The following is a 17,454-nucleotide window of genomic DNA, read 5'->3' on the forward strand; positions in this document are numbered from 1 at the left end:
GCAGGAGCCTAGCAGCAGGAATGGAGGGCGCTCGGCAACACGGGGATCTTCGGGCGACCCTGTTGTGAAACGTTCCAAAGAAGGCTAGCGTCCGAGTGGCCGGTACCCCGCGGTCGAGAGGAACTACGCGTGACGTCCCCACAGGAGACCCCGCCGGAGGCCCTGGCCGGCCTCGACGGTTTCACGATCGAGGTGCCCAGCTGGGCGTACGGGAACTCCGGCACCCGCTTCAAGGTGTTCACCACACCGGGTACCCCGCGTGACCCGTTCGAGAAGATCGCCGACGCCGCGCGGGTGCACGCGCTGACCGGCCTCGCGCCGCGCGTGTCGCTGCACGTCCCGTGGGACCGGGTCGACGACTACGAGCGGCTGCGCGAGCACGCCGCCGACCTCGGCGTGCGGATCGGCGGGATCAACTCGAACCTGTTCCAGGACGACGACTACAAGCTCGGCTCCCTGACGCACGCCGACGCCCGCGTGCGCGCCAAGGCCGTGGCCCACCACCTCGACTGCATCGACGTCATGCGCGCGACCGGCTCGACCGACCTCAAGCTCTGGCTGCCCGACGGCACGAACTACGCCGGCCAGGATTCGTTGCGCGGCAGGCAGGACCGGTTGGCCGACTCGCTGCGGCGGATCTACGAGGCGCTGGACCCCGAGCACCGCCTGCTGGTCGAGTACAAGTTCTTCGAGCCCTACTTCTACTCGATGGACATCCCCGACTGGGGCACCGCGCTGCTGCACTGCCAGGCGCTGGGCGAGCGGGCGCAGGTCGTGCTGGACACCGGGCACCACGCGCCGGGCACGAACATCGAGTTCATCGTGATGCAGCTGCTGCGGGCGGGGCGGCTGGGCGCGTTCGACTTCAACTCCCGCTACTACGCCGACGACGACCTGATCGTCGGGTCGGCCGACCCGTTCCAGCTCTTCCGGATCATGGTCGAGATCGTCTCGCAGGACGCGCACCTCCCCCGGTCGGGCGTCAACTTCATGCTCGACCAGTGCCACAACATCGAGGACAAGGTGGCGGGTCAGATCCGCTCGGTCCTCAACGTCGAGCAGGCCCTGGCGAAGGCGCTGCTGGTCGACACCGCGGCGCTGGACGAGGCCCGGCTGGCGGGCGACGTGCTCGGCGCGCACGACGTGCTGATGGACGCCTTCCACACCGACGTGCGCGGCGCGCTCGCCGACCGCCGCGAGGCCAGGGGCCTGCCCCGCGACCCGATGGCCGCCTACCGCGCCTCCGGCTACGCCGCGAAGATCGCCGCCGAGCGCGTCGGCGGCACCCAGGCCGGCTGGTCCTGACCACCTCCCCCTCCCCGAGGAGCCCCACCGCATGACCGACAACACGACCGCGCCCGACGACACCGCGGCGCGGCTGGTCGAGCGCTCGAACCGGCTGGGCGCCGACCCCCGCAACACCAACTACGCCGGGGGCAACACCTCCGCCAAGGGCGTCGGCGGCGACCCGGTCACCGGCGCCCCGGTCGACCTGCTGTGGGTGAAGGGCTCGGGCGGCGACCTGGGCACGCTCACCCCGGCCGGGCTGGCCGTGCTGCGCCTGGACCGGCTGCGCGCGCTGGTGGACGTCTACCCCGGTGTGGAGCGCGAGGACGAGATGGTCGCCGCGTTCGACCACTGCCTGCACGGCAGGGGCGGCGCGGCCCCGTCGATCGACACCGCCATGCACGGCCTGGTCGACGCACCGCACGTCGACCACCTGCACCCGGACTCCGGCATCGCCCTGGCCACCGCCGCCGACGGGGAGGAGCTGACGCGGCGGTGCTTCGGCGAGCGGGTCGTCTGGGTGCCGTGGCGCCGTCCCGGCTTCCAGCTCGGGCTGGACATCGCGGCGATCAAGGCGGCGAACCCGCAGGCGATCGGCTGCGTGCTGGGCGGGCACGGCATCACCGCGTGGGGCGGCACGTCCGAGGAGTGCGAGGCCCACTCGCTGGAGATCATCCGCACGGCGGAGGCGTTCCTGGCCGAGCACGGCGTCCCCGAGCCGTTCGGCGCGGTCGTGCCGGGCAACGAGCCCCTGCCGGAGGCCGAGCGGAGGGCCAAGGCCGCCGCGATCTTCCCGGTGGTGCGGGGCCTGGCCTCCACCGACCACCCGCAGGTCGGCCACTACACCGACACCGACGTCGTGCTGGACTTCCTGTCCCGCGAGAAGCTCGGGCCGCTGGCCGCGCTGGGCACGTCGTGCCCGGACCACTTCCTGCGCACCAAGGTCACGCCGCTGGTGGTGGACCTGCCCGCCGGCGCGGCCGTCGAGGAGGTCGTGGCGCGGCTCCGGGAGCTGCACGCCGCCTACCGCGAGGACTACCGCGCCTACTACGAGCGGCACGCCGCCCCGGGCTCGCCCGCGATGCGCGGCGCCGACCCGGCGATCGTGCTGGTGCCCGGCGTGGGCATGTTCTCCTTCGGGCGGAACAAGCAGACCGCGCGGGTGGCGGGCGAGTTCTACGTCAACGCGATCAACGTCATGCGCGGCGCGGAGTCGGTGTCGACCTACCGGCCGATCCCGGAGTCGGAGAAGTTCCGCATCGAGTACTGGGCCCTGGAAGAGGCCAAGCTGGCCCGGATGCCCGGGCCGAAGCCGCTGGCCGCGCGCGTCGCGCTGGTCACCGGCGCGGCCTCGGGCATCGGGAAGGCCGTCGCCGAGCGGCTGGCCGCCGAGGGCGCGTGCGTGGTCGTCGCCGACCTCGACGCGGCCAAGGCGGCCGAGGTGGCCGCCGGGATCGGCACCGCAGACGTGGCCATCGCCGTGGACGCGGACGTGTCCGACGAGGACGCCGTGGAGCGGGCCTTCGCCGAGGCGGTGCTCGCCTTCGGCGGCGTGGACCTGGTGGTGAACAACGCCGGCCTGTCGATCTCGAAGCCGCTGCTGGAGACCACCGTGCGCGACTGGGACCTCCAGCACGACGTGATGGCGAAGGGCTCGTTCCTCGTCTCGCGGGCCGCCGCGCGCGTGATGATCGAGCAGGGCACGGGTGGTGACGTCGTCTACATCGCCAGCAAGAACGGTGTGTTCGCCGGACCGAACAACGTCGCCTACGGCGCCACCAAGGCCGACCAGGCCCACCAGGTGCGCCTGCTGGCCGCCGAACTGGGCCCGCACGGCATCCGCGTCAACGGGGTCAACCCGGACGGCGTGGTGCGCGGCTCCGGCATCTTCGCCGGCGGCTGGGGCGCGCGGCGCGCCGCCGTCTACGGCGTGAAGGAGGAGGAACTGGGCGCCTACTACGCCAAGCGCACCCTGCTCGGCCGCGAGGTGTTGCCCGAGCACGTGGCCGCGGCGGTCTTCGCGCTCACCGGCGGCGACCTGTCCCGGACCACCGGGCTGCACGTGCCGGTCGACTCCGGCGTCGCCGCCGCGTTCCTGCGATGACGGCGGGGGCGCGGGTCGCGGCGGTCGACCTCGGCGCGTCCAGCGGGCGCGTGCTGGCCTTCGACGTGACGCCCGACCGGATCGCGTCCACCGAGGTGCACCGGTTCCCCAACGGGCCGGTGCGCCTCGGCGGCACGCTGCACTGGGACGTGCTCGGGCTGTACCGGGGCGTGCTGGACGGGTTGCGCGCGGCCGGGCCGGGGCTGGCCGCGGTGGGCGTCGACTCGTGGGCGGTGGACTACGGCCTGCTCGACGCCACCGGCGCGCTGCTCGGCAACCCGGTGCACTACCGGGACGGGCGCACCGACGGGGTGCCCGACGCCGTGCACGCCCGCGTGCCGGCGGCCGAGCTGTACGGGGTCACCGGGTTGCAGGTGCTGCCGTTCAACACCGTCTACCAGCTCGTGGCGGCGGCCGGGACACCGCAGCTGGCCGCGGCGCGCCACCTGCTGCTGATCCCCGACCTGATCGGTCACTGGCTGACCGGGGCGCGCTTCGCGGAGGTCACCAACGCCTCCACCACCGGCCTGCTCGATACGCGGACGCGCACGTGGTCGGCGGAGCTGTTGGCGCGCTTGGACATCGACGCCGGGCTGTTCCCGCCACTCGTGGAGCCGGGCGCGGTGGTCGGGTCGCTGCTGCCGCACGTGCTGGCCGGGACGGGCCTGCCGGCCCCGGTGCCGGTGGTGGCGGTCGGGTCGCACGACACCGCGTCGGCCGTGGTCGGGGTGCCGGCCGCCGGTCGGGACTTCGCGTACGTGGCCACCGGCACGTGGTCGCTGGTCGGGGTCGAGCTGGACGGGCCGGTGCTCACCGAGGCCGGTCGCCGGGCGAACTTCTCCAACGAGCTGGGCGTGGACGGCACGGTGCGCTACCTGCGCAACGTGATGGGCCTGTGGCTGCTCCAGGAGTGCCTGCGCGAGTGGGGCGACCCGGAGCCGGGTCCCCTGCTGGACGCGGCGGCCGGCGAACCGGCCCTGGCGGCGGTGGTCGACGCGGGCGACCCGGCGTTCATCCCGCCCGGCGGCATGCCGGCCCGCATCGCGGCGGCGTGCGCCCGGACCGGACAACGACCGCCGGGGACGCCCGCCGCCGTGGTGCGCTGCGTGCTGGACAGCCTGGCCCTGGCCCACCGCCGCGCCGTGCGGCAGGCCGCCGGGCTGTCCGGCACGCGGGTCGGGGTGGTCCACGTGGTCGGCGGCGGGGCACGCAACACCCTGCTGTGCCAGTCCACGGCCGACGCGTGCGGCCTGCCCGTGCTCGCCGGCCCGGTCGAGGCCGCCGCGTGCGGCAACGCCCTGGTCCAGGCCCGCGCGCTCGGCGTCGTCACGGGCGGGTTGGCCGAGCTGCGCGGGCTGGTGCGCGCCTCCACCGGCGTGGTCGGGTACGAGCCGCGCGGTGACACCGCCGCCTGGGACGAGGCGGAGGGCCGGCTCGGCCTCGCGTGACCCCGGGTCGATAAGCTCCGCGTGGTCGACGGCGCACAGGGGGTTACCGGTGGTGGAACTCGCGGACTCGGTCGAGTCGGTGGAGCAGCTGGCCTCGGTCTGGCGCGGCGTGGTCCTCGACCGCGACCCGGACGCGGACGTGCGGGACCTCCCGGGCATCGCCGTCCGCTGGGCCGATTGCCGGTTCGTGTTCTGGAACTGCGTCACGCTGACCGAGGTCGGCGCGGACGCGGACCTGCTCGGGCGACGCCTGGGCGAGGCGGCGGACGTCATGCGCTCGAAGCGGCGCCCCGGCTTCCTGTGGCTGTTCGAGGACCTGCTGACCGACGACGCCCGCGCCGCGCTCGACGGGGCGGCCGGGCGGTCGGGCCTCGTGCACGCCTTCACCGGCACCGGCATGGCGTGGGACGTGCCGTCCACCGCCGAGCCGGCGCACCCCGACCTGGTGTTCGAGCGCGTGACCACCGACGACCGGCTGCTGGCCTACGCGGACCTCAACTCGCGCGCCTACGGGTTCCCCCTGGAGGACGGCCGCGACGGGCTCGCCGGCTCCGCGCTGTGGAAGGAGCACGTGCACGCCTACCTGGCCCTGCGCGACGGCGTCCCGGTGGCGTGCGCCGCGACCGCCGAGGCGGACGGAAGCCTCTTCGTCGCGCTCGTCGCCACCGCCCCGGAGCACCAGCGCAGGGGGTACGGCGAGGCCGTGACGCGCAAGGCGCTGCACGAGGGCCACCGGGCCACCGGGTCGACCCGCGCCATCCTCCACGCCACCGCCGCCGGTGCGCCCGTGTACCGGCGGATCGGCTTCGAACCGAACTCGCCGATCCGCTTCTACGGCCTCGCGGGCTGACCATCCGGGGCGCACGGCGCACGGGACCGGCTGCTCACCGGTAGGCGTCGGTGAACGGGCGCCACACCCGTCCCCCGTCGAGCGCGGCGAAGCAGCCGAACACCCCCGCCGGCGCGCGGCACCCCGACAGCACGACGTACGCGAGGCCGAAGACCTCCTCGTAGGTCCGCTGCGCGGCGGGCCGCAGCAACCGGGCGACCACGGCGTTCACCCCTTCAGCCCGCTCGTGGCGATGCCGCGGATGAAGCACCGCTGACCCGGCCGAGCTGTCCGACCCGCCGCTCACCGCGATCCGGCCGCCGAAGGCCGCCGTGGACCGCGCGGCCGTGGAATTGCTCGCCGCGCGGCTGCGCGACCCCGACCGGCCCGCGCGCCGGGTCGTGATCGAGCCGAGGTCGATCGTGCGCTCCTCGTCCTGATCACGCCCCGGTCCGTGCTGGTCGTCCCCCCGTCTCACGCGGCGTTGTCGGGCCGCCTGTCCCGGTCTCCCGGCTCGACGAGCGAGGCCACCAGGTCGGCCGCGCTGCCGCTCGCGCGCAGCGCCCGGCGCTGCCGGACCGCGCCGTTGCCCCGGACGAGCACCTCGTCCACCATGCCGGTGACCCAGCGCAGCTCGCCGGTGCGCGCCAGGGCGGGCCGCACGTGCCGCAGCAGGCCCCGCAGCAGCTCCGCGACCGGGACGGCCCGGTTCGTCACCAGGTCGACGCCGACGCCGGTGACGCCGTCGCACGCCGCCCGCCAGTACGCCATGCGCAGGGCCTCCGCGCCGACCGGCTCGGCGTCGACGCCCTCGCGGACGGCGTCCAGCGCGGTCATCACCAGGGCCCGGACCAGGGCGGCCAGCAGCGCGGTCTCCTCCACGGTGGCCGGCACGTCGCTCACCCGCACCTCGACCGTGGGCAGGTGGTGCGAGGGGCGCACGTCCCAGTAGACCATCCCCTCGTCGAGCACGCTGCCGGTGCCGATCATCATGGCGACCAGTTCGTCGTAGTGCGCGACGGACTCGAAGTGGGGCGGCGCCCCGGAGCAGTGCCAGCGGCTCGCGAGCACCGAACGCCAGCTGGCGTAGCCGGTGTCCACACCGTCGTGCACCGCCGAGTTCGCGGTCAGCGCCAGCAGCACCGGCAGCCACCGCCGCAGGTGGTTGCACACCCGCACGGCCGTCTCCCGGTCGGGCACCTCCACGTGGACGTGGCAGCCGCAGATGGCGTGCTCGGCGGCCAACCGCCCGAAGGTGTCGCCCAGCCGCCGGTAGCGCGGCAGGTCGCTGATCGGCTGCGCCAGCGGTCCCAGCGGTGCCACCCCGGCGGGCAGCAGCCCGGCGCCGTGCCGCAGCGCCGCCTCGGCGGCGGTCGAGCGGGTGGCCACCAGGTGCTCGCGCAACTCGGACAACGACCGGCACGGCGGGGTGTTGGTCTCGACCTGGACCTCGGTGATCTCCCGGTGGAGCTCGCCGCCGAGCGCACGCGCCCCGGGCACCACCAGGTCCCCCAGCGCCGCCGGCCGGCCGGTGGCGAGGTCGGCGAGGAAGAACTCCTCCTCGACGCCCACGGTGGGGACGCCCCCGCGAGAGCGGGCAGCATCGGAAAGCTGTGCCATGTCAACCTCGCTGTCGAACGACGGGACTCCCGACTACCCCTGGCGACCCCGTCCAAACGGGCCGTCCCGGCAGGACGGTCGGCGTGGTCCGGGCCACGGCGGCGCGAGTCCGGTGATCGACGGCAGACCCGATCGGGGGACGCCCCGACTCGGGGACGACCCGCTCGGGACAGGCCCTCAGGGCAGGGTCGGCAGGTAGCCCGGCGCGCGTCGCACGGGCGCGGCCCGCTCGAAGGCGGCGGCGAACCGCAGCACCAGCGCGTCCGCCCCGTGCCCGGCGGTGAACGACACGCCGAGCGGCAGCGGGCCGGCGAACCCCGCCGGGACCGTGGCGCTCGGGTAGCCCGCGACCGCTGACGGCCTGGAGGAGCCCAGCCCGGCCGGGTCGCCGTCGGGACCGGTCCGCCACGCCGGGGCGTTGGTGGGGGCCATGACCACGTCCAGGCGGTGCGCGGCGAGCACGTCGTCGATCGCCGCGCGCGCCAGGGCGGTCGCGGTGCGGCGCTGCTCGCGGTAGGCCGGATCGGTGATCGGCGGCGCCTTCTCCGCCTCGAAGAACCGCTCCTGCCCGAACCCGGCGGGTTCGGCGGGGTCCGCCTCGGTGAACGCGATCAGCTCGCGCACCGTCCGCGGCGCGCCGGGCCTGGTCCGCAGGTAGGCCTCCAGGTCGTGCTTGAACTCGCTGACCAGCGCCGGGAACTCGGCCGCCGTGATCCGGTCGAGGTGGGGCAGCTCGACGTCGACCACCTCGGCGCCGGCGCGGCGCAGCACGTCCACCGACGACTCGACCACCCGGTCGACCTCGGCGTGGAACCCGGCCCGCCGCCACACGCCGACCCGGGCGCCGGGCAGCGGGTCGGGGACCAGGGCGGCGGCGTAGTCGACCCCGCGCCCCTCCAGCACCGACATCAGGATCGCGGCGTCCACGACGTGCCGCGCCATCGGTCCGGCGGTGTCCTGCCACGACGAGATCGGCACGATGCCGTCGCCGCTGATCCGGCCGAGCGTGGGCTTGAAGCCCACGATGCCGCAGTGCCCGGCCGGGGACAGGATCGAGGCGTCGGTCTCGGTGCCCACGGAGACCTGGGCGAGCGACGCCGCCACCGCCGCGGCCGACCCGGACGACGACCCGCACGGGTTGTGGTCGAGCACGTGCGGGTTGTTCGTCTGCCCGCCGACGCCCGACCAGCCGGAGGTGGCCCAGGGCGAGCGGAAGTTGCCCCACTCGGACATGTTCGTCTTGCCCAGCACGACCGCGCCCGCCGCGCGCAGCAGCCGCACCAGTTCGGCGTCGTCGGTCGGTGGCACGACCAGCGCCCGCGAGCCGGCCGTGGCGCCCGTGCCCACCGTGTCGATGTTGTCCTTGAGGAGCACCGGGATGCCGTCCAGCGCCCCGAGCGGTCGCCCGGCGGCCCACCGGCGGGCGCTCCCGGCCGCCTCGCGCAGCGCGTCGCCGTTCACCGCGAGCACCGACCGGACGTGCCGGTCCACGGTCTCGATCCGCCGCAGGTAGGCGCGGGTGAGGTCGACCGGGTCCAGCGTGCCCGCCGCCATCAGGCCGATCAGGTGGGGGATCGTCGCCGAGTCCAGGTCCGGACCCGGTTCGGCGTCGGGCGCGCACGGGGGCGCGGCGAGCGGGGAGCGCATGGGTACATGGCAGGCCGGCGACGCGGTCCCGGTCAAGCCGCCGAAGGTCGTTACCGCCGTGTTTCGGAACACCGGGCGACGAACCGCCCACACGACCGGGTGACCAGGGGTGTCCATCCAGGACGGTGACCACGTCGGGTGAGCGGATCACTCCTCTTCGTGGCGCTTGATCGAACGCGACCGGGGTACAGGGGGAATTGACGGTGCCGATGGACGATTCATCGAGGTGAAGGCATGTGCGGGATCGCCGGTGAAGTCGTGGTCGACGGATCGGGGTCACCCGACGTCGAGGCCGTGGAGCGCATGACGGCGGCCATGAGGTCGCGCGGGCCGGACGGCGTGGGCCACTGGTCGGCCGGGCGGGTCGCCCTCGGGCACCGGCGGCTGTCCGTCATCGACCTGTCCGACAACGGCGCGCAGCCGATGGTGGACGACGAGCTCGGCCTGGCCGTGGTGTTCAACGGGTGCGTCTACAACTACGAGGACCTGCGCGCGGAGTTGTCCGACCAGTACCGCTTCACGTCCACGAGCGACACCGAGGTGGTCCTCAAGGCGTACGACCGGTGGGGCGAGCGGTTCGTCGACCACCTCGTCGGCATGTTCGCCATCGCCCTGGTGGACCGGCGGCGCGACCGCGTGCTGCTGGTCCGGGACCGGCTGGGCATCAAGCCGCTCTACGTCGCCGAGGTGCGCGGCCGGACGCGGTTCGCCTCCACCCTGCCCGCGCTGCTGGCCGGCGGCGGGGTCGACACCGAGCTGGACCCGGTCGGCCTGCACCACTACCTCACCTGGCACTCCATCGTGCCCGCCCCCCGCACGATCCTGCGCGGGGTGCGCAAGCTGCCGCCCGCCACCGTGCGGGTCCTCGAACCGGGCCGCGAGCCCCGTGACCACGTCTACTGGCAGCCGTCCTACACCCGGCGGCCCGAGCACGAGGGCTGGACCGGGCAGGACTGGCGGGACGCCGTGCGCGAGGCGCTGCGCACCGCCGTGCGGCGGCGCACCGTGTCCGACGTGGAGGTCGGCGTGCTGCTGTCCGGCGGGCTGGACTCCAGCCTCCTGGTCGCCCTGCTGGCCGAGCAGGGGCACCGGCCCAGCACCTTCAGCATCGGCTTCACCGACCGCGACGGGGTGGACGGCGACGAGTTCGCCTACTCCGACGCCGTCGTGCACAAGTTCGGCACCGACCACCACCAGCTGCGCATCGGCGACGAGGAGATCGCGCCGGCCGTGCGGCGGGCCGTGGGCGCGATGAGCGAGCCGATGGGCACCCACGACGTCACCGCCTTCCACCTCGTGTGCCGGGAGGTGTCCCGGCACGTCAAGGTCGTGCAGTCCGGCCAGGGCGCCGACGAGGTGTTCGCCGGCTACCGCTACCACCAGCCCGCGGCCGGCGCGGCGCGGCACCGGGCCGCCGCGGTCCTGCGCGAGGCGTTCCACGACCACGACGACCTCGCGCACATCCTCCAGCCGGACTGGCTGGCGGCCGGCGACCCGAGCGGCGAGCTGCTCGCCCGGCACCTCGACGCGCCCGGCGCGGACACGGCGCTGGACGCCGTGCTGCGCACCGACACCCACCTGCTGATGCCCGACGACCCGGTCAAGCGGGTCGACAACATGGCCATGGCGTGGGGCGTCGAGGCCAGGGTGCCGTTCCTCGACCAGGACCTGGTCGAGCTGGTCGCGGCGTGCCCGCCCGGGCTGAAGGCCGACCAGGGCGGCAAGGGCGTCCTCAAGGACATCGGGCGCGAGCTGCTGCCGGTCGAGGTGGTCGACCGGCCCAAGGGCTACTTCCCCGTCCCGGCGCTCACCCGGCTGGACGGGGCCGTCCTCGACCTGGCGGTCGACGCGCTGCGCTCCCCCGCCGCCCGGCGGCGCGGCGTGCTGCGCCCCGACTACGTCGACTCGCTCCTCGCCGGCCCCAACGACCACGTCACCAAGGTGGGCGGCAACGAGCTGTGGCACGTCGGCGTGCTGGAGATGTGGCTCCAGCAGCACGGCATCGGCTGACCGGCGGCGGGCGAACGTGGTGATCGATTCATGTTCAGTCCGCGCGCAGCCGGGTATGCCGCGAATCCGGACGGTGTGGCACGACGAGCGGGGTGGCGGATGGCCGCTGGCAGGTCGACGGCAGACGAGTTGGCCGGTGTGTTCGCCCGCGTCTCGGGGCTGCTGCTGACCACCGAGACGGTGAACACGGCGTTGAAGCTGCTCACCTCGCTGACCAGGCAGGTGGTCCCGGTCGCGGCGGGCGCCGGGATCACCCTGCTGGACGAGCGGGGCGAGCGGGTCACGGCGGCGGCGACCGACGCGGTGGTGGAACGCGCCGACGCGCTCCAGTACCGCCTCGGGCGGGGACCGTGCCTGACCTCGTGGCAGGACCACGTGGTCGTGCGCGTGGACGACCTGACCCGGGACGAGCGCTGGCCGGACTGGTCGCGACCGGTGGCCGGGCTGGGGCTGCGCGCGGTGCTCTGCGCGCCGCTGGTCGCGGGCGCCCGGTCGCTGGGCGCGCTGAAGGTGTACGCCCCGGAACCGGACGTCTACGGCAGCCGCGAGGAGCAGGTGCTCACGCTGTTCGCCTCGCAGGCGGCCGTGCTGCTGGCGAACGCGCGCACCGCGCGGGACGCCGAGCGGATCAGCGACCGGCTCCGGGACAGCCTGCGGGAACGGGAGATGATCAGCGTGGCGAAGGGCATCATCATGGGACGGGACGGGGTGGACGAGCGCGCGGCGTTCCTGGCGCTGACCGACGCGGCCAGGCAGCAGGGCTCCACCCTGAGACAGGCCGCCGAGCGCCTGGCGCAGTCCACCGTGCGGCGGAGGCGCTGACCGCGTGGACCACGACAACCGCGCGCTGGACCAGCAGCGCACCCTGGCCCAGGCGCTCAAGCGCGCCGAGTTGACCACCGAGCAGCTGTGGCTGCGCTACTTCAGCTTGGGCGGCGACGCCGGGCTGATCGACGTGGACGCCTACGTCCACGGCCTGGGCGGCCTCGCCCCTGTGCAGCGCGACGTCCTGGCCCACGCGGTCAACGAACGCCTCGACGAGCTGACCCCGCCGCACCGCGCGGCCTACAGCCGGCCGATCCGGGGGAGGAACCCGGACACCGGGCCGCTGGCCGCCCTGGTCCGGCTGCTGGAGGACACCGAGCTGGCGCCCCCGGAACGGCTGCCGGCCGTGGCCGAGGCGGCGGGCGGCGTCCTGGGCGTCCGCGTCACCGTTTACCTGGCCGACTACGACCAGCGCCGCCTGCACCCCCTGCCCACCGCGTCCGACGGCGACCGAAGCCCCCTGGAGGTCGAGACGACCCTGGCCGGCCGGGCGTTCCGGCACGTCGAGCTCCTGCCCTCGGAAACGCCGGGACCGCGCCTGTGGGTGCCGCTGCTGGACGGGGTCGAGCGCCTGGGCGTGCTGGAGATCGCGGTGGTCGACCCGGACGACCTCTACGACCCCGGTCTGCGCACCCAGTGCCGCTGGGTGTCGATGCTGCTCGGGCACCTGGTCACCCTGCTGACCCAGCACGGCGACGCGCTGGACCGGGTGCGGCTGCGCACGCCGCGCACGATCGACGGCGAGTTGATCTGGTCGCTGCTGCCCCCGCTCACCGCCGGCGTGGACAGCTTCGTCGTCACCGGCGTGGTGGAGCCCCGCCAGGACGTCAGCGGCGACGCGTTCGACTACTCGCTGTCCGAGACCACGGCGACCCTCATCGTCCTCGACGCGGTCGGGCACGACCTGCGCAGCGGCCTGATCGCGGCCACCGCGCTGGCCGCCCACCGCACCGCCCGCCGCGCCGGGCACGGCCTCTACGAGCAGGCCCGGGCCGTCGACGACGCGATCCACGACCAGTTCGGCGAGGGCGCGTTCGCCACCGCGGTCCTGGCCGAGGTGGACCTCGCGACCGGGAGGCTGCGCTACCTCAACGCCGGTCACCCCGAGCCCCTGGTGATGCGGGCGGGCAAGGTGGTCAAGCCCCTGACCGGTGGTCGCCGGCCACCGCTCGGCCTGGGCCTGCGAGAGCTGACCATCGCCGAGGAGGCGCTGCAACCGGACGACTGGCTGGTGATCTACACCGACGGCATCACCGGGGCCACCGACGGCGCGGGCGAGCCCTTCGGCCGGGAGCGCCTGGTCGACTTCCTGCACCGCGAGGCGGCCACGGGCCACCCGCCACCGGAGACCGCGCGGCGGCTGGTCAGGTCCGTCCTGGCGCACCAGCACGACGGCGTCCTGGCCGACGACGCCACCGTGCTGATAGCCCGCTGGACGGACCCCCGCAACCCCACCCCGTGACCTGTTCCCGGGACACCGGTGACGTAAGGTTCGCGAGCAAACCTCGCTTTCCTTCGTGACCGGGAGTTCCGACCATGGCCAGGTCCGCCGTTGACGCGCAACGCCTGGACCGCGAGGCGCACGAGCTGTTCACGCAGCTGGGCGTGCTCCAGACGACCGGCCAGGACAAGGACGGCCGCACGATCACCATCACGCCGGGTGAGCGGTTCGCCGAGATCAACCGCCGAGCCAGGCTCATCGCCGTCAGCGACACGCTGGCCAGGGCGGTGGTGGCCCTCCTCGCGGCCCGGGGCGTGCCCGCCGAGGTGGACCACGTCCGGGTGGACCCGGCCGCAGAGGGCGACGAACAGGTCATGGGCGTGCGCGTCCAGGTGGGCGGCGCGGACGCCGTGGTCCCCCTCCGCCCGGCCGGCACGAGCCTGCGCGCCTACCCGGCCGTGGACGACATCGACCTGACCGGCCACACCCCGCTGGCCGAGGTCGCCCTCCCCCCGGCCGCCGACGGCTGGGTGACCGCGGAAGCCGTCACCACCGCCCTCCTGCACCACCTGACCCCGGCCACCACCTGACCCCGGCCGGCGACCCCGGCCGTCGCCGCGCCGGTCGTCGGCGCTAGGCGGGTGAGGCGGTGCCCGTGTCGGCGCCGTTGTCGGCCCGGCGTTCGGTGCGGCCGGTTCCGTGCCAGTCCAGGCAGAGCACGGTGGCGTCGTCCTGGAGGTGGCCGCGGCAGACGTGCCGCACGGCCCGGGTCACCTCGCGCACCACCTCCCGGGAGTGCAGCCCCTCGGTGGCGCGGATCAGCGCGGGCAGGTCGACGCCGGCGGCGTCGCGTTCGAACATGCCGTCGGTGAGCAGCACCAGCCGGTCGCCGGGACGCAGGTCGAGCCGTTGCACCCGGTACCGGTACGGGGTGACGCCGAAGAGCAGGTCGACCTTGAGCTCGACCTCCTCCACCACGCCGTCGCGCAGCAGCAGCGGCGGCGGGTGGCCGGCGTTGACCAGCTCGACGCCCCGCCCGCTCAGGTCCGCGCGGAGCAGCAGCCCGGTCGCCAGCGATCCCCCGCCGTGGTCCAGCAGCGCCTGGTTGGCCCGCTCCGCCTGCTCCGCCAGGCCGTGGCCGGCCCGGCGGGCCCCGCGCAGCGCACCGACCAGCAGGGTCGCGGTCAACGCCGAGGCCACGTCGTGGCCGACGGCGTCGGTCATCGACAGATGCAGGACGTCGCGGTCCAGGGAGTAGTCGTAGGTGTCGCCGGCGATGTCGTCGGCGGGCACCAGGGCGCCTGCGACGGTGAACTGGCCCGCTTCGCAGCACGAGGCGGAGGGCAGCAGCTGGTGCTGGATCTCGGCGGCCAGGCTCATCGTGGTCGTGCGCCGGCCGGAGTGGTACAGGTCGGTGAAGCGGCGGTCGGTGACGATGACGTAGGCCAGCGCGTGCGCGGCCTCCCCCAGCTGCGCCAGCATCTCCCCGTCCAGGGAGGGCACGGTCACCTCCAGCACGCCGACGCAGTCGCCGCGGTTGGTCACCGGCAGCACCACCCGCACCCCGTCGCCGTCCCGCTCCTGCCGCGGCCGCTGGGTGCGCAGCACCTCCTCGTAGACGCTGTCCCGCAGGACGACGCTCCCCGCGCCACACCCGTCGGGGCTCCGCGTGGTCGAGGTCAGCCGCACCAGCTCCTCGTCGCCCAGGTCGACCAGCAGGAACGACACGTCGAAGGCGTCGAACCGCTTCGCCAGGTCACGCGCGACGACCTCGACCGACTCCACGGGCGACGCGCTCTCGGCCGCCGCCAGCACATCACCCGGTCGCACCACGCCACCGCCCACGGCAACCTCCGACCAGTCGGGTCCCACCCAACCACACGACCCGGGTCACCGGGCACATCGAGGCCACCGCGACCAGCGGACCGCACGCCCGGGACGGGTCAGCTCGCGACGACCGGTGCCCGGGGGTCCGGCGGGGCGGCGAAGAGCAGCGGCTCGCTGGACCACCCGGACTGGACGTACCAGCACTCGCCGGTGCCGGTCGAGGCCACGACGGACTCGAAGGCGGCGACCACCTCGGACACGTCCAGGATCGGCAGCGCCAGGTCCTGGATCACGCCGCGGAAACCGTCGATGACCGGGGTCTCGGCGAAGCCGGGGCACAGGGCGTTGATCCGGATGCCCTCGTGGGCGTGCAGCCGGGCCGGCGACCGCACGCAGTTCACCACGGCCGCCTTGGTGGCGCCGTGGACCGGGTCGAAGGGCATGGGGACCAGGCCCGCCGTGCCGGCCATCGCCACGACGCTGCCACCGCCGCGCGCCCGCAGCGCGGGCAGGACCGCCCGCACGCCGTAGACGACGCCGTCCAGGTTGGTGGTCACGACCTGCCGGTAGCGCTCCACGTCGAAGTCGCCGCCGCCGGTGACGACGCCGGCGTTCAGGCAGGCGATGTCCAGCCCGCCGAAGTCCGCCACGGCGGCCTCGACCCTGCTGTCGTCGGGGTCGCACACGTCGCACCGGACGAACAGACCGCCGATCCCGTCCACGACGGCCGCACCGGCCACCGCGCCCACATCGGCCACCACCACGCAGGCGCCACCGCGCGCCAACCGGCGTGCGACGGCCTCGCCGATCCGTTCGCGGCACCGGTGACCAGTGCCGCCCTGCCCTCGTAGGCGTCGTCCACCACGGCCTCCTCATCGATTCAGAGTGGAATTCGACCCGGTGGAACGGCCGTGGACACCCTCCCGACCGGACTTCTACCGTCCCGTCACCTCCGGTCCACCGCGCACGCCTCCCCCTCGGTGAACGCGGGGCCGGAACGTGCAGGCGTCCTCCCCGGCGGGGTTTCCGCCGCGCCGCCCCGGGTAGGCCACGGTGTCCTTGCCTTCGACGAGGAGGGTGTGATGACGCGGTACGGGGACGAGGTCGCGGCGCTGGCGGCGCCGCTGACCGGCGCGGGCGACTTCGACGTGCTGCTCGACCGCGTGGGCGGGGCACGGGTGGTGATGCTGGGCGAGGCCAGCCACGGCACGCACGAGTTCTACCGGTGGCGGGCGGCGCTGACCCGCCGCCTGATCGTCGAGAAGGGCTTCTCGTTCGTCGCGGTGGAGGGCGACTGGCCCGACTGCGACCGGGTGGACCGCGCGGTGCGGTGCGCCCCCGACGCGCCCGACGACCCGCGTGACGCGCTGGCCGCGTTCGAGCGCTGGCCCACGTGGATGTGGGCCAACGAGGAGGTCGTCGACTTCACCCGGTGGCTGCGCGCCCACAACAGCGGGCTCGACCCGCGCGAACGGGTGGGCTTCCACGGCCTGGACGTGTACTCGCTGTGGGAGTCGCTGCGCGAGGTCCTGGTCCACCTGCGCGAGCACGACCCCGCCGAGGTGCCCACCGCGCTGGCCGCCTACCGCTGCTTCGAGCCCTACGGCGAGAGCGCCCGGGACTACGCCATGGCCACCCGTCTCATCCCGACCGGCTGCGAGGACGAGGTGGTCGACCTGCTGGTGCGACTGCGGGAGCGGGCCGCCGGCGGTGACGGCGGCGGCGGTGACGGCGGCGGGGCGTTCCGGGTGTGGCAGAACGCCGAGGTCGTCGCCGGGGCCGAGCGCTACTACCGGGCCGTGCTCGGCGGCGGGCGCGAGTCCTGGAACATCCGCGACCGGCACATGGACGACACCCTGGCGCGGCTCCTGGACCACCGCGGTCCCGGGTCGAAAGCCGTGGTGTGGGCGCACAACACCCACGTCGGCGACGCCCGGGCCACCGCCATGGCCGCGCACGGCGAGGTCAACATCGGCCGGCTCGCCCGCGAGCGCCACGGCGAGGACCAGGTGGTGCTGGTCGGGTTCGGCTCCCACCGCGGCACCGTGGTCGCCGGCGACTCGTGGGGCGCGCCGGTGCGCGAACTGCCGGTGCCGCCGGCCCGTCCCGGCTCGCTGGAGGACGTGCTGCACGCCGCCGCACCCGGACGGGCGCTGTTCGTCCTCCCCCGCGACGACCGGCCCGACCTGCTCACCGACGAACTCGGCCACCGCGCCATCGGCGTGGTCTACCACCCCGAGCGGGACCACCGGGGCAACTACGTCCCCACCGTCCTCGGCGACCGCTACGACGCCTTCCTCTGGTTCGACGAGACCCGCGCCCTGCACCCCCTGCGCGTCCGCCACGTCGACGCGCTCGAACCGGAGACCTACCCGACCGGCGCGTGACCGGTGAACGCCGGGGGTGCGGATCACCG

General features: G+C 74.6%; 15 protein-coding genes. 10 read left to right on the plus strand and 5 right to left on the minus strand.

From position 1 onward, the window contains the following. Nucleotides 1-129 precede the first annotated feature (129 nt). From rhaI to J2S66_RS16050, 4 genes are read left to right on the plus strand one after another with little or no spacing between them, the layout of a single operon-like run. Complete coding sequence (rhaI, locus tag J2S66_RS16035; RefSeq protein ID WP_310307880.1) at nt 130-1,305, plus strand: L-rhamnose isomerase; 1,176 nt, start codon at nt 130-132, stop codon at nt 1,303-1,305. Nucleotides 1,306-1,336: 31 nt separating this feature from the next. Further along, nucleotides 1,337-3,391 (plus strand): bifunctional aldolase/short-chain dehydrogenase, encoded by a 2,055-nt coding sequence (locus J2S66_RS16040; protein ID WP_310307881.1) that lies wholly within the window; start codon nt 1,337-1,339, stop codon nt 3,389-3,391. Then, the gene (locus J2S66_RS16045) at nt 3,388-4,839 is read left to right on the plus strand and encodes a rhamnulokinase (protein ID WP_310307882.1); all 1,452 of its coding nucleotides are present in this window, start codon (nt 3,388-3,390) and stop codon (nt 4,837-4,839) included. The genes J2S66_RS16040 and J2S66_RS16045 overlap by 4 nt, the downstream gene beginning before the upstream one ends. A gap of 49 nt (nt 4,840-4,888) precedes the next feature. Beyond that, on the plus strand, nt 4,889-5,689 hold the full coding sequence (locus J2S66_RS16050) for a GNAT family N-acetyltransferase (protein ID WP_310307883.1): 801 nt from the start codon (nt 4,889-4,891) through the stop codon (nt 5,687-5,689). Between the two features lie 34 nt (nt 5,690-5,723). Here J2S66_RS16050 and J2S66_RS16055 read toward each other — a convergent pair whose 3' ends face one another. Beyond that, the gene (locus J2S66_RS16055; RefSeq protein ID WP_310307885.1) at nt 5,724-5,900 is read right to left on the minus strand and encodes a hypothetical protein; all 177 of its coding nucleotides are present in this window, start codon (nt 5,898-5,900) and stop codon (nt 5,724-5,726) included. A gap of 55 nt (nt 5,901-5,955) precedes the next feature. Between J2S66_RS16055 and J2S66_RS16060 the strand changes: the two genes are divergently transcribed. Further along, complete coding sequence (locus J2S66_RS16060; protein ID WP_310314816.1) at nt 5,956-6,108, plus strand: substrate-binding domain-containing protein; 153 nt, start codon at nt 5,956-5,958, stop codon at nt 6,106-6,108. A 34-nt stretch (nt 6,109-6,142) separates the two neighbouring features. Here J2S66_RS16060 and J2S66_RS16065 read toward each other — a convergent pair whose 3' ends face one another. Both J2S66_RS16065 and J2S66_RS16070 read right to left on the minus strand, forming a co-directional pair. Further along, nucleotides 6,143-7,288 carry a carboxylate-amine ligase gene (locus J2S66_RS16065; protein WP_310307886.1) on the minus strand — a complete coding sequence of 382 codons (1,146 nt, stop codon included), beginning with the start codon at nt 7,286-7,288 and terminating at the stop codon, nt 6,143-6,145. A 177-nt stretch (nt 7,289-7,465) separates the two neighbouring features. Further along, nucleotides 7,466-8,935, minus strand: coding sequence for an amidase family protein (locus tag J2S66_RS16070; protein WP_310307888.1), 1,470 nt, complete (start codon nt 8,933-8,935; stop codon nt 7,466-7,468). Between the two features lie 234 nt (nt 8,936-9,169). Between J2S66_RS16070 and J2S66_RS16075 the strand changes: the two genes are divergently transcribed. The 4 genes from J2S66_RS16075 to J2S66_RS16090 all read left to right on the plus strand — a co-directional run bounded on the left by J2S66_RS16075 (nt 9,170) and on the right by J2S66_RS16090 (nt 13,801). Then, nucleotides 9,170-10,945, plus strand: coding sequence for an N-acetylglutaminylglutamine amidotransferase (locus J2S66_RS16075; protein ID WP_310307890.1), 1,776 nt, complete (start codon nt 9,170-9,172; stop codon nt 10,943-10,945). 99 nt (nt 10,946-11,044) lie between these two features. After that, nucleotides 11,045-11,767: a GAF domain-containing protein gene (locus J2S66_RS16080; protein WP_310307891.1), complete on the plus strand. Its 723-nt coding sequence runs from the start codon at nt 11,045-11,047 to the stop codon at nt 11,765-11,767. Nucleotides 11,768-11,771: 4 nt separating this feature from the next. After that, nucleotides 11,772-13,232, plus strand: coding sequence for a PP2C family protein-serine/threonine phosphatase (locus J2S66_RS16085; protein ID WP_310307892.1), 1,461 nt, complete (start codon nt 11,772-11,774; stop codon nt 13,230-13,232). Nucleotides 13,233-13,306: 74 nt separating this feature from the next. Then, a complete protein-coding gene (locus J2S66_RS16090; protein ID WP_310307893.1) occupies nt 13,307-13,801 on the plus strand; it encodes a hypothetical protein in 495 nt (164 codons plus the stop codon). 43 nt (nt 13,802-13,844) lie between these two features. On the opposite strand, the gene J2S66_RS16095 is transcribed toward J2S66_RS16090, so the two are convergent. Then, nucleotides 13,845-15,041 (minus strand): PP2C family protein-serine/threonine phosphatase, encoded by a 1,197-nt coding sequence (locus tag J2S66_RS16095; protein WP_310307894.1) that lies wholly within the window; start codon nt 15,039-15,041, stop codon nt 13,845-13,847. Between the two features lie 113 nt (nt 15,042-15,154). Then, nucleotides 15,155-15,802 carry an SDR family NAD(P)-dependent oxidoreductase gene (locus tag J2S66_RS16100; protein ID WP_310307895.1) on the minus strand — a complete coding sequence of 216 codons (648 nt, stop codon included), beginning with the start codon at nt 15,800-15,802 and terminating at the stop codon, nt 15,155-15,157. A 318-nt stretch (nt 15,803-16,120) separates the two neighbouring features. Here J2S66_RS16100 and J2S66_RS16105 point away from each other — a divergent pair, with 318 nt between their 5' ends. Next, nucleotides 16,121-17,425, plus strand: a complete 1,305-nt coding sequence (locus tag J2S66_RS16105; protein WP_310307896.1) for an erythromycin esterase family protein — start codon at nt 16,121-16,123, stop codon at nt 17,423-17,425. The last annotated feature ends 29 nt before the right edge of the window (nt 17,426-17,454 follow it).

Origin of the sequence: Saccharothrix longispora (genome assembly GCF_031455225.1) — a bacterium.
Lineage (GTDB): Bacteria > Actinomycetota > Actinomycetes > Mycobacteriales > Pseudonocardiaceae > Actinosynnema > Actinosynnema longispora.

Excerpts from the sequence above, each read along its gene's own strand:
- J2S66_RS16040 (WP_310307881.1), top strand. The coding sequence starts at position 1,337 with ATGACCGACAACACGACCGCGCCCGACGACACCGCGGCGCGGCTGGTC.
- J2S66_RS16045 (WP_310307882.1), top strand. The coding sequence starts at position 3,388 with ATGACGGCGGGGGCGCGGGTCGCGGCGGTCGACCTCGGCGCGTCCAGC.
- J2S66_RS16065 (WP_310307886.1), bottom strand. The coding sequence starts at position 7,288 with ATGGCACAGCTTTCCGATGCTGCCCGCTCTCGCGGGGGCGTCCCCACC.
- J2S66_RS16070 (WP_310307888.1), bottom strand. The coding sequence starts at position 8,935 with ATGCGCTCCCCGCTCGCCGCGCCCCCGTGCGCGCCCGACGCCGAACCG.
- J2S66_RS16075 (WP_310307890.1), top strand. The coding sequence starts at position 9,170 with ATGTGCGGGATCGCCGGTGAAGTCGTGGTCGACGGATCGGGGTCACCC.
- J2S66_RS16080 (WP_310307891.1), top strand. The coding sequence starts at position 11,045 with ATGGCCGCTGGCAGGTCGACGGCAGACGAGTTGGCCGGTGTGTTCGCC.
- J2S66_RS16090 (WP_310307893.1), top strand. The coding sequence starts at position 13,307 with ATGGCCAGGTCCGCCGTTGACGCGCAACGCCTGGACCGCGAGGCGCAC.
- J2S66_RS16105 (WP_310307896.1), top strand. The coding sequence starts at position 16,121 with ATGACGCGGTACGGGGACGAGGTCGCGGCGCTGGCGGCGCCGCTGACC.